The sequence below is a fragment of the Paenibacillus albiflavus genome, from assembly GCF_004344915.1.
Classification (GTDB): Bacteria; Bacillota; Bacilli; order Paenibacillales; family NBRC-103111; genus Paenibacillus_AM; species Paenibacillus_AM albiflavus.
In genome coordinates this window covers 41,036-55,507 of the sequence record NZ_SKFG01000006.1, presented here as the reverse complement: position 1 = coordinate 55,507, position 14,472 = coordinate 41,036, and the positions used below count along the sequence as shown (strand labels likewise).

The following is a 14,472-nucleotide window of genomic DNA, read 5'->3' as shown; positions in this document are numbered from 1 at the left end:
CAAAACAAAGGCACCTTCTAATCAAAGGTGCCTTTACTCATTTTCTCTAAACAGTCAATTCATTGCCGGTTTCCGTAACGGAATTCGGCTTCACGAGCGCTTTCTTCTCCCATGCCCGGCTTCTCCAGCGAAGCAGCATGATGATCCCACGTAACCACTCATCCACCACAAACGCGATCCAAACGCCGAACAACCCGAACCCGAAATGAACGCCCAGCAAGTAAGCAAGCGGTACCGAGACTCCCCACATGGAAAGCACACCCATCAGAACGGGGAAACGCGCATCGCCAGCGGCACGCAGCGAATTGATAATGACAATGTTGAACGTCCGGCCGGGCTCAAGTACGATAGAAAGCAAGAAAATACTTGCTCCCACGGCTATGATGTCTGGGTCCTTCGTGAACATGCCGATCAACTCATGGCGGAATAGCGATGCCGTACCGACGATGGCCAGCGTTAATAGGAAGCTGATTTTCACGCTTTTCATCAGTCTACGGTAGGCCGCATTCATTTCCCCCGCGCCAACCATTTGTCCGACAATGATCTCCGTACCCGCCCCGATTGCCATCGCAAGCGCCATAAAATAGTTCGATACATTCATGACGTAAACATGCGTATTTAACGCCGTGACGCCAATCATATTGACAAAGCCTATGATCATGAGGTACTGCGACTGCCAGGAGAGATGCTCGCCTGCAGCAGGCAAGCCAACGCTCAGAATCTGCTTCACATAGGTGCCGTTCCAGCTAACGTAATCCTTACGCCGAATCGGTGCAGGAATGCGGCGGTACAATATCAGGATAAGAACGACGATGCCGAGTAATCGGCTAACAACCGTCGATACAGCCGCTCCTGTAACACCCCATTCCGGAAAGCCAAAGTTACCGAATATAAGCAAATAATTGCCTGCTACATGAATCAAATTGACGCCTAATGTCACATACATAACACTCTTCGTATGTCCGGTGGATCGAATAACCGACGAAATGGCATAAGAGAGCGCTTCAATCCAAATAAAGCCACCGATAATCTTTAAATAATGACTTGCGATCCCAATTTGTTCTGGACTTAAATGCATCAGCCGCATTAGAGGCTCTCCAAAACTAAAGAGTATGATGCTGACGATGATCCCAAAAATCAGGTTAATCGCAATGGCGTGCGCCGAGATGCGGCTCGCTTCCTGCTCCCGTCTGGCGCCGATATATTGGGACACCGCAACGCTGGTTCCGATTCCGACAAAGCCGAACATCAGAATACAAAAGAAAATGATTTCGTTGGCTAACCCTACCGCCCCCGTCGCCGTGTCGGAAATGCGGCTTAACATAAACACGTCCACCGTACCCAGCATCATCCGAAGCACGGAATCGATGAAAATGGGCCAAGTAACCGTAAAGAGACGAAGTTTTTTCCAAGATGGTGTTTGATCTAATGATGTCACGTTTTGTATGCTCCTACTATTTCTATTCTATTTCTACACTTGTCCTAGTGTAATGCCTGAGAGCCAAAACGTCTATCGCGAAACAAACGCTACAAGAGGATAGACTCTCTTAAGAAAAAAACGTTTGCTTCACAGAAGCGCGAGCAACAATTTCATCCATAAAACATTGTAATGTGCTCGTTGTATATGAATCTTTTCGCCGGATAAAAATAGTCGTAATTTCATGGTATGGTTCAGGTACGCTGTGGCAGAATACGGTGCCTTTGGCAACTAGATCGGCAATAGATGATTCCGGGATAATCGTTATTCCTATTCCTGCAGATACACTGCCTATAATCGTCCCGAGCGTTCCAAACTCCATGATCTGTTTTGGGATAATTCCCGCCGTCTTCATCCAGCTTTCCAGTCTTTCGCGATACCCGCAGCCTTTATTGTATAGCAACAATGGCCTTTGGGTTATGTCCTCCATCGAAAAGGTTTTTTCTTTGGATACAAGTACTAGCTTTTCTTGAATAACCTCAACCTGTTCGATTAATGGATGCCTGATAGGCCCTGTCACAAAGGCTCCATCCAGCTTCATATCAATTACCTGTTGCAATAAAAACTCGGTAACCCCAGCCTTTAAAGATAATTCAACATTAGGGTACTTCCTGCAATAGGAGGACAAAATATCTGGTAGAGCCATCACCGTCTCCACAATTCCAATCTCCAGGACACCTGAGGGGTTCGATTTATCTTGAAATGTGCGTTTCACTCGCTCTATTCCCGCCAAGATCCCCCTCGATTGTTCTAACAACCGCTTTCCTTCCGGGTTTAAGATCATTCCTCGCTTATGCCGATAGAACAATGGCGTCCGAAGCTCTTTCTCAAGCACCTTAATTCTTGCTGTAATATTGGATTGAACGTAGTTCAGTTCCAATGCAGCCTTACTAATACTTCCACATGTAGCAACGGTCTGAAAAATTTTTAAGTCATTAAGCTCCAATACAACCTCTCCTCAGCTCTCTGTTACGAACACACCCTGTGCAAAATATCATTTTAAATGATGATAAACTTTACTTTCAATCATTTTACCATATCCTCTAACCTTCCTATAATGGTTAAGTACATCCGAAAAGTCGGCAGTTTCTTGCTAGGGAGAATTAAAAACATGCAAAAAAAACAAATCATTCTAGGTTCTGTGCTTTGCTTGATCGCAAGTATGTCATGGGGAGCTATGTTCCCCGTTGCACACATAGCATTGCAACAAATCGATCCATTCTATTTTTCGTTTATCCGTTATTTCGTCGTTGCGCTCATCCTCAGCTTGTTGCTTTGGATGAAAGAGGGAAAAGCATCATTTCGCTTGGAGGGAAGAGGCAAATCCTTATTGTTTTTAGGAATAATGGCGTTTGTAGTCTATAATATGTGCGTCTTCCTCGGACAGCAACTCATGGGGGAGTCAGGTACAATCGCCGCCTCCATTATGGAAGTACTCATGCCGATGATATCCATTATGGTCTTGTGGATCACAACAAAAAAAGCTCCGAACAAGTACACGCTCGCAAGTGTTGCTATCGCACTTGTCGGTGCCTTACTCGTGATCACCAATGGGAAATTTGACTTTTTCAGAATGGCTGGACAGCATCTTATTCCTTTATTTCTGATTTTTATAGGAGTTTTGGGATGGGTCGTGTATTCGATGGGGGGAAGCCGATTCAAGGATTGGTCGATCCTGCGCTATTCTACTATAACCTGCTTGCTAGGAAGCGCTGTGTCTTTGGTAATTGTTACGCTCGCCTCCGTCTTTCAATTGCTTCCCGTTCCTACATGGCAGACGATACTTTCAATTAAATATGAAATGTCCTTCATGATTTTATTGCCAGGGCTAGCAGCCTTACTCTGCTGGAATCAAGGAATCAAGTTGTTATCACCGCTAAACGGTATATTATTTATTAATTTTGTTCCCATTACCACATTCGTTATTATGGCTTTTCAAGGCTACCAAATCAGCCAATATGAACTTTTTGGAACGCTGCTCATTATCTTTGCCCTATTACAGAACAATGTGTACCAAAGGAAAACCATACAACTTAATGACAACAGAGCTTATTCTGCTGCCACTCAAGCTAAAGAAGAGATTATGGAAGTTGCTCGATAGACTCCCCTCGAGGGGTCTTTTTCTTTTTTCAGAAGAGATTCAGAAATGGAAATCATCACAACGACAAGCTATAATGAATTAAACCTTTGTTACTTTGCACAATTATAAAGGAGATACAGCTATGTATGAGTTGACACATAATCAGGCCCAAACAATTGTCGATAGAATGATGATGGATATTCCTTACAATATTAATATTATGGATCACACAGGCAGGATCATCGGGAGTGGAAATAAAAGAAGAATTGGCACACTGCATCATGGTGCATGTAAAGCCATAAGACAAGGCCAAACGGTGGAAATTCACAAAGATGAGGAGCTGGTGAAGAAGGGCATTAATTTACCAATCGAATGGAACGGCCATATTATCGGTGTAGTAGGAATCAGCGGTGAAGTAACGGAAATGAGGCCTTTCGGAAACATTCTAAAATCAGCTGTCATTTTACTAATTGAGCAAAACATTGCATTGGAAAAAGCGAATTTGAAAAATAACTTAAAACAAGAATTTTTCAGCTTACTTATCGATTCGGACACCACTTATACAAAAGAATTAATCAGTCAGGCGTTGACCTATGGCATTGAGTTAACTAAATCCTCCCAAATCATATATGTGGAGTCCTCTAGTGAAATTGCTGAGGATATGATGAAAAGCTTACCCTCCTTTAGAATGTCCAACTATTCGCTTTGTATAGTCGTTCAGGAAACGGATAAGATTGAAGCCCTGCAACAAACGATTGCAAATCAATATCCGAATGCTTTCATTTCCATCAGCAAAATGAACGATACTGTTTCTGAAGGAATGTTGCAGGCCAAATTAGCTATGCGTGTATTGAAGGGTGTTTATTTCGACGTAAAAGCCATTTCCTATTCACAATGTGAGTTCATCGCCGATATATTGAAACTGCACAAGAATGATACAAAAGCAGAACGGCTAATCCATTCACTAGAAAAAGATGATGAACTGATCAAGACACTTCAGGTCTATCTCAGCTGTAACCTAAACGCAAATGTAAGCGCCGACAGGCTCATGATCCACAGGAATACATTGAACTATAGATTACAGAAGATTCACAGCATCACAGGCAAAGATCCAAAACATATTTTAGATCTCGTGGAACTCATTTGTATGCTCATAAAACGAATAAAATAAAGAGGACGACTACAATTACTGTAGGACATCCTCTTTCATGTTATTTCAACAATCTAGCAATGCTTTCAGATGTACGGGCAACATTCTCCTTGCCTTGCGCCAGTAAGGTATCAATGTCTGCTGCTCCCGGAACAATTCCAAAAATCGCATCAAATCCTTCGTCGTATAAGGTTTCAACATCCTTACCCACATATCCAGCCAAGGCGATCACCTTCATATCACCGTTAACGGCTTTAGCTGCCTGGGCAACTCCAAAAGGTGCTTTACCGAATTTCGTCTGGAAATCAATGCCGCCTTCCCCTGTAAAGCAGTAGTCCACATGCTGAAGTTTTTCTTTCAAACCTGTATATTCAATTACAATTTCAATTCCCTTTTTCATTGTGGAGTTGGTGAAAGCGATCAGTCCGCCACCAAGGCCGCCTGCACCACCTGCGCCAGGTACATTTACCATATCGATTCCTAATTGCTGTTTGACAACTTCACTGTAGTGCCTCAAATTATTATCCAGTTGTGTAACCATTTCAGGAGTAGCACCCTTCTGCGGACCAAACACCACGGATGCACCCCGCTCTCCGCATAATGGATTCGTTACATCCGATGCTACCAGGATTTTTATATTTTTTAATTGCGGATGCACATTAGAAGTATCGATTGTTTCCAACTCACCGAGGTATCCGCCGCCAAGTTGCAGTTCGTTCCCTTGCTTATCTAGAAATCTATAACCTAGTGCTGTTGCCATTCCAGTACCGCCGTCATTCGTAGCGCTTCCGCCAATGCCTAGAATGATATCTGTCATGCCTTTTTCAATACAATCCTTAATGAGTTCACCTGTTCCTAAGGTAGTCGTAATTAATGGATTTTTGGTTTCTTTTGTCACATGGTGAATTCCACTAGCTGATGCCATTTCAATCACGCCTGTTTTGCCGTCTCCCAAGATTCCATAATGGGCGAGAACGGGCGTACCGAGAGGTCCGGTCACTTCTTTGTGTATCAAAGTGCCGCCTGTTGCATCTACCAACGACTGGACCGTGCCTTCACCGCCATCAGCCATAGGTACATGAATACACTCCGCATCTGGAATCGCTCTTTTAATTCCGATTTCCATAGCTTCGCATACTTCTTTTGCAGTCATACTTTCTTTAAACGAATCAGGAGCTAATAAAAATTTCTTACCCATAAATGATTCCCCATTCCTTCTATAAGATGAATCCAAAAAGAATTACGGATACGATAGTCATCGTTATACCGACCATACTTTCATACAGGACAACCTTCATTCTATCCTTCATAGTCATGCCCATTGCATTACGTGTCACGTGGAAGTAAGTTCCGTGTGGCAAGTGGTCGATTACCGTAGCACCGGCATGGGTCATAACTGCAGCTGATAGAGGGGCTACACCTGTATTTAATATTGCATTTGAGAATGAACCCGTAGCCAAGATGACACCTGTTGAAGTGGATGCGGTTGCTGCTGCCATTAATGTACCTGCTATAGGTGCAAGGAATACTCCCGATATTCCCGAGGCCTGTACAAGAGTAACAACTTCTGCAGGCAGGGTTGACGCTGTAATCAATCCGCCAATGGCACCCGCACCAATAATAATTAGAATCGTTGGTGTCATTCGATCTAAACCGGCCGAACAGTAATTTAAAATTTTTGTTGACTTACCTAATGCCAAAGCGCCAACTACACCGGCAAATGGCAGAATAAACAAAGAATCAATTTTTAGATCTGCAAGAAACTGAACACCTAACATCGAACCAACCGGGCTAATCATCAATAGAACAATAGCGAGAATTGGAGCGACTAAAGCTTTTGATAACGGTGGTAAATTCGCAGCACTAGCCTTTTCTAATTCGGCAGCTTCCAGATCCGTTACTTTAGTGCCTTTGAACTTAATTAATGATGCGAGCAGCACCGCAACTGCTAACCCGAATAGCGCGGGAACTAATCCGCCCAGCATGACCTGGTTCACATCGAGATTGAATCCCCCTGCTGCTGCAATGGTATTCGGATTAGGTGAAATAATATTACCCGCTTTACCTCCGCCAGACAAAGCCACTAGCAAAGCAATCTTCGAATACCCCATCTTGTGGCCAACAGATAATGCGATTGGTGCAACAATTAATACCGCAACAGGAATGAATACCCCTACCGCAGTAATAACCATAGTAGCCAATGCAAGCGACAACATCGCTTTCGTCCCTCCAAGTTTATCAACGATAACTTTCGCAATGGTTCCCGCTGCGCCAGATTCCATCATAACACCAGCGAAAACACCAGCTGCGATAATACGAATAACCGTACCTTGAACACTTTGTGTTCCGGAAATCAGGATTTTAATAACCTCTGAAAAATCAGCTCCGCCAATAAATCCACCAACAATTGCTCCTAGTATCAATGAATACGTTGGTGCCAGTCTAAACAAAATTAATATGATTGCAAGCGCTAAGCCAGCTAATGCGCCAATCCAGCTAATTTCCAATGCTTCCATTCCATCCACCCCATAGTGATCATGATGTTATTATTTTGTAAGTTCTATTGCGCTACTATGAGTACTCTACTCATTTAGCCTTTACATTTATCCTGCTTCATTCAATTGAATACGTTTTCATTATATTTGTCCCCTTACCTTTTAGCAATTGATACTCTGCTGAACATTATTGTGCATTTGCACTAAATAGACCGTCACATGAAAAAGCCCTTGCGAGGTGAAACTCACAGGGGCTTTAAGGGTAACAATAAGACTAAATATTTCGTGCCTCATACTCAAAGGGTTCTTCAGACGAGTAAATTTCATGAAAAAATCCCAAATACGTAATATCGTCTTCCAGCCGTTAATCAATCATGAAAATTCCTACCGTCTGTCACTTCCTTTATGACACCGGTTCGGATCACGAAGTCGCCAAAATGTTCTCCTGCTTGCCGTTCTTTAGCATACTGAGAAAGGAGCACACGCAGTTCATTTAATATTTCTGCTTCGCCGATGTTTTCCCGGTACATTTTACTTAAACGGCTGCCATCAAAAGCTGCTCCAATATACATATTGTATTTGCCCGGCGCTTTGCCAATAAAGCCAATTTCAGCTAGGGCATGGCGGGCGCAGCCATTCGGGCATCCTGTCATGCGGATCGTGATTTCTTCATCCCTAAGTCCATTAGAATCGACAATTTCCTCGATTTTATCAATGAGCTCAGGCAAATAGCGCTCGGCCTCAGCCATCGCCAAACTGCATGTCGGCAGAGCTACACATGCCATTGAATTACGGCGAAGCGCACTAAATTGTTTGCCATCCGTTAAACCGTACTGTTCAATAAGCGCTGTTATTCTATTCTTTTCTCCGCTGGGTACACCAGCAATAATCAGGTTTTGATTAGCTGTTAGCCGAAACTCGCCAGTATGTACTTTGGCAATTTCGCGCAATCCGGTTTTTAGCTCGTAGCCATTAAAATCTGCAACTCGGCCGCCTTCTACAAACATCGTGTAATGCCATTTTCCCTGAACATCTTCTATCCAGCCGTAACGATCACCATTATGAGTAAAATGATAGGATTTTGCTTCGTTCAAGCTCCATCCGAGGCGGTTTTCCAATTCTTCTATAACTGTTTGCACACCTAGCCGGTCAACCGTATATTTAAACCGTGCATTTTTCCGTTCAGAACGGTTACCATAGTCACGCTGAATCGTAATGACCTGTTTAGCTACATCGCATATTTGCTCAGGTTTACAGAAGCCGATTACTTTAGCAAGCTGGGGATACGTCTCTTTATCCCCATGTGTCATGCCCATGCCTCCTCCAATTGCCACGTTAAAACCTGTTAGCTTCCCCTCTTCTATAATCGCTATAAAGCCAAGATCCTGTGAAAAAACATCGATATCATTGGAAGGCGGGACAGCTATGCCGATTTTAAACTTTCGAGGGAGATAGTGCTTGCCATACATGGGCTCTGTTTCGTCGGTCTCTGGTGTCCCAGCCACTTTGTCATCATCAAGCCATATTTCATGATACGCAGTAGTACGTGGTAATAAATGACTGCTTAATTGCTTCGACCATTCGTATACTTCTGAATGGATTTCTGACTGATAAGGATTCGGATTACACATGACGTTTCTGTTTACATCACCACAAGCCGCAATTGTATCCAAAAGAGAGTGATGAATGTCCTGGATCGTCTTTTTCATATTCCATTTTAAAATACCATGCATTTGAAATGTCTGGCGTGTTGTTAATTTTAAAGTGTCATTTCCGTATTTTTGAGCCAGTTCATCAAGAACAAGCCACTGTTCCGGCGTTGCAACCCCACCTGGTAAGCGAATACGCAGCATAAATTGATACGCTGGTTCAAGCTTTTGCTTGTGCCGCTCATTTCGCAAGTCCCGATCATCCTGCAGGTAGCTGCCGTGAAACTTTAATAAACGGTTATCATCGTCTGGGATACCTGCACTGATTGGCTCTGTCATCGTTTCCTTAAGCCTACCACGCAAATAGTTGCTTTCGTCTTTAATCCGTTCAACGTCGCTAGGTTTGCCCTCAGGGGCTTTTAGGATTTGTTTCTCCATTCTTGACAAGCTCCTTTCCATCCTTACTTAATACACATCACGCTGGTAACGTTTGTGCTGCTGCATGCTCGTAAGATAGCCTGCTGCTTCTTCCCGGCTCATGCCGCCTTCCCGCTCGATAATGTCAATAAGTGCGGAATGAACATCACGTGCCATGTTTTTTTCATCTCCGCAAATGTATACGACGGCCCCTTCTTCAAGCCATTCAAATAATTCTTTGCTATGTTCAAGCATGCGGTGCTGTACATATACCTTCTTCTCCGTATCGCGTGAAAAGGCTATATCCATTTTGGTAAGGACGCCGCTCTTCAACAGCTTCTGCCATTCTATCTGATAGAGAAAATCCGTTACAAAATGGCGGTCGCCGAAAAAGAGCCACGACTTTCCTTTCGCACCTAATTCCTCGCGCTCTTGCATAAAGGCACGAAATGGCGCAACACCTGTACCCGGTCCAATCATAATAATTGGTGTATTTGGGTTCGATGGAAGCTTAAAGTTCTCATTATGCTGAATATAAATGTTCAGCGTGTCTCCCAGCTGCACGCGATCCGCACAATATGTAGAGCAGACTCCTTCCCGCTCCCTTCCATGTGCATCATACCGAACAGTCCCAATCGTTAAATGGACCTCTTCAGGATTAGCAAGCGAACTGCTCGCGATGGAGTAAAGACGTGCAGGTATCTTCCTAAGAACAGAGACAAACTCTTGTGCCGATTTGCCCCATGGACCATAATCACGAACTAAATCTAGTAAATCTCGGCCTCCCAGATATTCTTTTAATTCTGCACTATTTGGGGAGGATACGAGCTCTCGTAAATTCGCATTCTCTGAAAGCTGCGCGATCTTCTCAAGAAGCTGTTTGGTTAACACGGTTATTTCATAATAAGAGAAGAGTGCCTCTCTAAACGGAAGAACATCTCCATCTTTATTAACCGTTACTAAGGCTTCAGGATCCCAAATCAATTCCTCTATCAGCTGCTCAACTAGAACAGGATTATTCTTAGGGTAAATTCCAATGCTATCTCCCGGTTCATAAGTAAGGCCAGAACCTTCCAATAACAATTCCAGATGGCGGGTTTCTTTATTCGAGCCACGCCCATTTAAATTGATATTTTCAAGCACCTCTGCTTGATAGGGACTTGTTCTAGAATAGGCCACATCTATAACTTCCGCTGTAGCTGCAGCAGTATGAACAGCATATTCACTGTCATTCTCCTTTAAGCTAAGACGAACACCTGCAATCCACTCCGAGGCCGGATCATCATAATCGAGATCACAGTCAACCCGAGCATAAAGCCGTTTCCCGCCCAGCTCTTCAAGCCTTACATCAAATTCCTTTCCCGTCTGGCAGAAGAACTCATATGAACTGTCTCCAAGTGATAAAACAGAGAAATGCAAATCATCAAGCCTCGGTGCACGCTTTCCATGCAGAAATTCATGAAAAGAAAGAGCATTATCCGGCGGCTCTCCTTCACCATGCGTACTTGTGATGATTAATAAATTTTGAATTTTCTTTAAATTATTTGGTTTAACATCATTCATAGATGATATGTTAACGTGATAACCATCACCCACTAGTACCTTGCCGAACTGTTTGGCAAGACCCTGGGCATTACCCGTCTGGGAACCGTATATAATCGTTATCTCTTTGGCTATCTGGGGGATGGCACTTTCTAAACCAGCAAATTGGGCCGCAGCAAGATAACCGCTCAGCCAAGCTTTTTGTCCCTCTGATAAAGCTGGAAGAAGCCTATTAAGAAGATCAACTTGCTCCTGATTAAAGGGACTGTTAACAACAGTAAACTGCAAAGATTAACACCTCACCTATGCGTATTTCATTACACCAAGCCTAACTACTGGTTGCACGAGCAATGACAATCTCTTCGATTGACTTATGATTGCTTAATGGCCCCGTATGAAAAATAGGTTTTCCTCGTTTTCTCCACTCAAGCACCCTTTGGTTAACTTCAGCTAAAAGAAGACCTGAAAATAACAAATAAGGCAGGACGATGATTTTGCCTCTAGCTATTTGAACTATTTCTTCCAACCTCTCATTAAATCTTGGTTCTGCAGCAGCTAAATAACAGACGGATACGTGTTCTATCCCGAGTCGCTCCCTCATTCCACTCACAATGTTCGCAAAATCAACGTGAATGCTAGGATCACTGCTTCCTCTTCCCACAATTAATAACTGATCTTGTGAATCAAGATCACCTGCAGCAGCCGAGACGAGCTCTGCCATTGCATCGAGTATGGCCTTTTGTACACCGAAAGGATCCTTTATTTGTACCTCTACATCAGGATATCTTGCCTGCAAAGACGCAATCGTTTGCGGAATATCTTGTTTGATATGTCCTGCTGCCAAAAGGAATAGCGGTATCACTGTAATTTGAGTTGCCCCTCTATTAACACACCTTTCGAATCCCTCCCTAATGAGAGGCTGCGTCAGCTCAAGGAAGGAGATTTCCTGTATGGGAATATTAATCTTTTCGATTACCCTTTGGATAAAATCTTTTACTTCTTCAGATCCTTTTGTCGATCGTGTTCCATGGCCAATGTAAAGGATAGCTTTCATAACCAGAGACCCCTTTCACACTCATCCATGTACGAGTGGCAGATTAGGAGCAATTTCATCTTCAAACCAATTTAGTTTATGGTGAAGTCGAACGACCTCGCCGATTATGATCAGGCTTGGATTTTCAATCTTTGCTTCTTTTACCTTGTCTTCTATGGACTCGAGCGTGCCGATTACCGTTCTTTGATCGCTTAAAGTCCCCCAATGGATAAGGGCAGTCGGTGTTTGCGGTGATTTGCCATTCAGAATTAATTGTTGTGCAATGGTTGGAAGCTGGGCTACACCCATATAGATGCAAAGCGTGTCTACGCCCCTTGCAAGATGATGCCACTGGTGCTCGGCTGATACGTCACCAGCTTGATGTCCTGTAATAAAAGCAAAGCTTTTACTTAACGATCGATGTGTGACAGGTATCCCTGCATACGCTGAAGCACCAATTCCCGCCGTGATGCCAGGCACAATTTCAAACGGAACATCATTCTTCATGCATTCCTCTGCTTCTTCACCGCCACGCCCAAATACAAAGGGATCTCCCCCTTTTAAGCGGACGACCTGATTGCCCTTTTTCGCGTATTTCACTAGAAAATGATTAATGGTTTCTTGTTTCATCGTGTGATAGTTTGGGAGTTTGCCGCAATAAACGAGTTTGGCTCCGTCTTTCGCGTGCTTTAAAAGCTCAGGATTCACAAGCCGATCATAGAGGATGACATCAGCTTTTTGCAGGCAATGTAATCCCTTTACCGTTATTAAATCGGGATCTCCTGGCCCCGCTCCTACTAAATAAACTTTGCCGGCCATGGTACAATCATCCTTTCCTAGCTGCTTGGTTAGAGAATGTCCTTTTCCTGGAGGTATTGGATTATTTCTTCAACAGCTTCATTCACGGTTAAGAACTGAGAGCGAATTGTAATTACCGGTTGTTCCGGCGCCTCATAAGGGGAATGGATGCCTGTAAAATCATTAATCTCACCGCGCCTAACTTTCGCATAGAGCTGCTTCGGGTCACGCCGTTCACATTCTTCTAATGGGCAGTCGACAAAGACTTCAATAAACTCCCCTTCTTCAAATAAGGCTCGAGCCTGATTGCGGTCGGAGCGGAATGGGGAAATGAACGCCGTGGTAACGATTGCCCCGCTATCCACAAATAATTTGGCTACTTCGCCAATTCTTCTGATGTTTTCAGTCCGATCATGATCTGAAAAGCCAAGGTCACGGTTTAGCCCCTGACGAATGTTATCGCCGTCTAGGACGTACTCGCGAACCCCCTTTTGGTATAATTCACTTGATAAAGCATTGGCAATGGAGGATTTCCCCGATCCTGATAGGCCAGTAAACCAAAGCACACAGCTCCCATGCTTATTTCTGGTACGCCGATCATGCTTTGTAACAGCAGCCTCATGCCATGTTAAATTTGCTAGCTTCGACATTCCCTTTCCTCCTTACACCGTCTTTAATTCTTTCATCCCTTCAATCAGCACCTCAATGACTTCTTTCCTGCTGAAAGTGGATGGCGGAAGCGTTCCAGAGCGAAGCATTTCCCTCACTTTGGTTCCCGATAATATAACTCGATCCTCCTGGTTATGAGGGCAGGTTTTATCTGAAGCCATCCCTTCGCATCTATTGCAATAGAAGCTATTTTCAAAGAACAATGGCTTGATTCCCAATTCCTCTTCCGAAAACACATTAAAAATGAGCTGCGCATCATAAGTTCCGTAGTAATTTCCTACACCCGCATGGTCACGTCCGACGATGAAATGCGTGCAGCCGAAGTTTTTACGCGCAATTGCATGGAAAATCGCCTCTCTTGGACCGGCATAACGCATGGCCGCAGGATAGACACCGAGTTGTACCCGATCTGCAGGATAGTAATTTTCCAGTAGAACACGATAGCTCTTTAAGCGAACATCAGCAGGGATATCATCTGACTTCGTTTCTCCGATAAGCGGGTTGACGAATAGGCCATCGACCGTCTCAAGAGCTGCCTTCTGGATATACTCGTGAGCTCGGTGTATCGGATTTCTCGTTTGGAATCCAACCACTGTCCGCCATCCCTTTTCTTCAAACAACGCCCTTGTTTCCCTCGGTTCCAGCCATGCATCACTGAAAATTCCTTTTTCCGGTTTTTTAACGAGCTTTATTGGACCAGCCACATAAACCGAGCCTCTTTCATATAGGCGTTTAACACCCGGGTGTGCCAGTTCCTTCGTTTGATAAACACGGAGTGCTTCTTTATCTAAATCCGGCTCATACCATTCAGAAACGGTAATCACGCCATAAACCTCTTGATCAAAAACGAGCTTCATCTGTTCTCCCACTTGAAGTGATTTAGCCGTTTCATAAGTTACGGGAAGTGTCACCGGGATAGACCAAACTGTATGGTCTGCAAGACGCATATTTGCAACAACAGATTCATAATCGTCTTGTCCAAGGAACCCTCGAAGCGGACTGAATAGCCCGGTGGCAATCAACTCAAGATCACTTAATGCAACCGCATCTATTTCGAGCTCTTTTGTGATCTGTGATAGATCAAATAATGGATCAAATGCCTGAACAAGCTCTCCTCCATGCGGTTTCGGTAATAATGACATTTACAATCAAACCCTCCCCT

The 14,472-nt window shown here is 43.8% G+C and carries 12 protein-coding genes; 2 read left to right on the top strand and 10 right to left on the bottom strand.

Annotated features, from left to right (window positions below):
• Nucleotides 1-46 precede the first annotated feature (46 nt).
• Nucleotides 47-1,438, bottom strand: coding sequence for an MATE family efflux transporter (locus tag E0485_RS08445; protein WP_132417562.1), 1,392 nt, complete (start codon nucleotides 1,436-1,438; stop codon nucleotides 47-49).
• Nucleotides 1,439-1,547: 109 nt separating this feature from the next.
• Complete coding sequence (locus tag E0485_RS08440) at nucleotides 1,548-2,423, bottom strand: LysR family transcriptional regulator (RefSeq protein WP_132417561.1); 876 nt, start codon at nucleotides 2,421-2,423, stop codon at nucleotides 1,548-1,550.
• A 165-nt stretch (nucleotides 2,424-2,588) separates the two neighbouring features.
• Between E0485_RS08440 and E0485_RS08435 the strand changes: the two genes are divergently transcribed.
• A complete protein-coding gene (locus E0485_RS08435; protein WP_132417560.1) occupies nucleotides 2,589-3,578 on the top strand; it encodes a DMT family transporter in 990 nt (329 codons plus the stop codon).
• A gap of 121 nt (nucleotides 3,579-3,699) precedes the next feature.
• The gene (locus E0485_RS08430) at nucleotides 3,700-4,728 is read left to right on the top strand and encodes a CdaR family transcriptional regulator (protein ID WP_132417559.1); all 1,029 of its coding nucleotides are present in this window, start codon (nucleotides 3,700-3,702) and stop codon (nucleotides 4,726-4,728) included.
• Between the two features lie 40 nt (nucleotides 4,729-4,768).
• On the opposite strand, the gene E0485_RS08425 is transcribed toward E0485_RS08430, so the two are convergent.
• From E0485_RS08425 to sat, 8 genes are all read right to left on the bottom strand, one after another.
• Nucleotides 4,769-5,905 carry a glycerate kinase gene (locus E0485_RS08425; RefSeq protein ID WP_132417558.1) on the bottom strand — a complete coding sequence of 379 codons (1,137 nt, stop codon included), beginning with the start codon at nucleotides 5,903-5,905 and terminating at the stop codon, nucleotides 4,769-4,771.
• 19 nt (nucleotides 5,906-5,924) lie between these two features.
• Nucleotides 5,925-7,223, bottom strand: a complete 1,299-nt coding sequence (locus tag E0485_RS08420; RefSeq protein ID WP_132417557.1) for a GntP family permease — start codon at nucleotides 7,221-7,223, stop codon at nucleotides 5,925-5,927.
• Nucleotides 7,224-7,570: 347 nt separating this feature from the next.
• Nucleotides 7,571-9,289: an assimilatory sulfite reductase (NADPH) hemoprotein subunit gene (gene cysI / locus E0485_RS08415; protein WP_132417556.1), complete on the bottom strand. Its 1,719-nt coding sequence runs from the start codon at nucleotides 9,287-9,289 to the stop codon at nucleotides 7,571-7,573.
• A 27-nt stretch (nucleotides 9,290-9,316) separates the two neighbouring features.
• On the bottom strand, nucleotides 9,317-11,098 hold the full coding sequence (locus E0485_RS08410; protein ID WP_132417555.1) for an assimilatory sulfite reductase (NADPH) flavoprotein subunit: 1,782 nt from the start codon (nucleotides 11,096-11,098) through the stop codon (nucleotides 9,317-9,319).
• 40 nt (nucleotides 11,099-11,138) lie between these two features.
• Nucleotides 11,139-11,864 carry a sirohydrochlorin chelatase gene (locus tag E0485_RS08405; protein WP_132417554.1) on the bottom strand — a complete coding sequence of 242 codons (726 nt, stop codon included), beginning with the start codon at nucleotides 11,862-11,864 and terminating at the stop codon, nucleotides 11,139-11,141.
• Between the two features lie 21 nt (nucleotides 11,865-11,885).
• Nucleotides 11,886-12,662, bottom strand: coding sequence for a uroporphyrinogen-III C-methyltransferase (gene cobA, locus E0485_RS08400; protein WP_132417553.1), 777 nt, complete (start codon nucleotides 12,660-12,662; stop codon nucleotides 11,886-11,888).
• Nucleotides 12,663-12,691: 29 nt separating this feature from the next.
• On the bottom strand, nucleotides 12,692-13,291 hold the full coding sequence (cysC, locus tag E0485_RS08395) for an adenylyl-sulfate kinase (protein ID WP_132417552.1): 600 nt from the start codon (nucleotides 13,289-13,291) through the stop codon (nucleotides 12,692-12,694).
• Nucleotides 13,292-13,303: 12 nt separating this feature from the next.
• On the bottom strand, nucleotides 13,304-14,452 hold the full coding sequence (sat, locus tag E0485_RS08390; protein ID WP_132417551.1) for a sulfate adenylyltransferase: 1,149 nt from the start codon (nucleotides 14,450-14,452) through the stop codon (nucleotides 13,304-13,306).
• Nucleotides 14,453-14,472: the final 20 nt, after the last annotated feature.

Coding starts and splice junctions, on each gene's coding strand:
- E0485_RS08435 (WP_132417560.1), top strand. CDS start 2,589: ATGCAAAAAAAACAAATCATTCTAGGTTCTGTGCTTTGCTTGATCGCA.
- E0485_RS08430 (WP_132417559.1), top strand. CDS start 3,700: ATGTATGAGTTGACACATAATCAGGCCCAAACAATTGTCGATAGAATG.
- E0485_RS08425 (WP_132417558.1), bottom strand. CDS start 5,905: ATGGGTAAGAAATTTTTATTAGCTCCTGATTCGTTTAAAGAAAGTATG.
- E0485_RS08420 (WP_132417557.1), bottom strand. CDS start 7,223: ATGGAAGCATTGGAAATTAGCTGGATTGGCGCATTAGCTGGCTTAGCG.
- cysI (WP_132417556.1), bottom strand. CDS start 9,289: ATGGAGAAACAAATCCTAAAAGCCCCTGAGGGCAAACCTAGCGACGTT.
- E0485_RS08405 (WP_132417554.1), bottom strand. CDS start 11,864: ATGAAAGCTATCCTTTACATTGGCCATGGAACACGATCGACAAAAGGA.
- cobA (WP_132417553.1), bottom strand. CDS start 12,662: ATGGCCGGCAAAGTTTATTTAGTAGGAGCGGGGCCAGGAGATCCCGAT.
- cysC (WP_132417552.1), bottom strand. CDS start 13,291: ATGTCGAAGCTAGCAAATTTAACATGGCATGAGGCTGCTGTTACAAAG.
- sat (WP_132417551.1), bottom strand. CDS start 14,452: ATGTCATTATTACCGAAACCGCATGGAGGAGAGCTTGTTCAGGCATTT.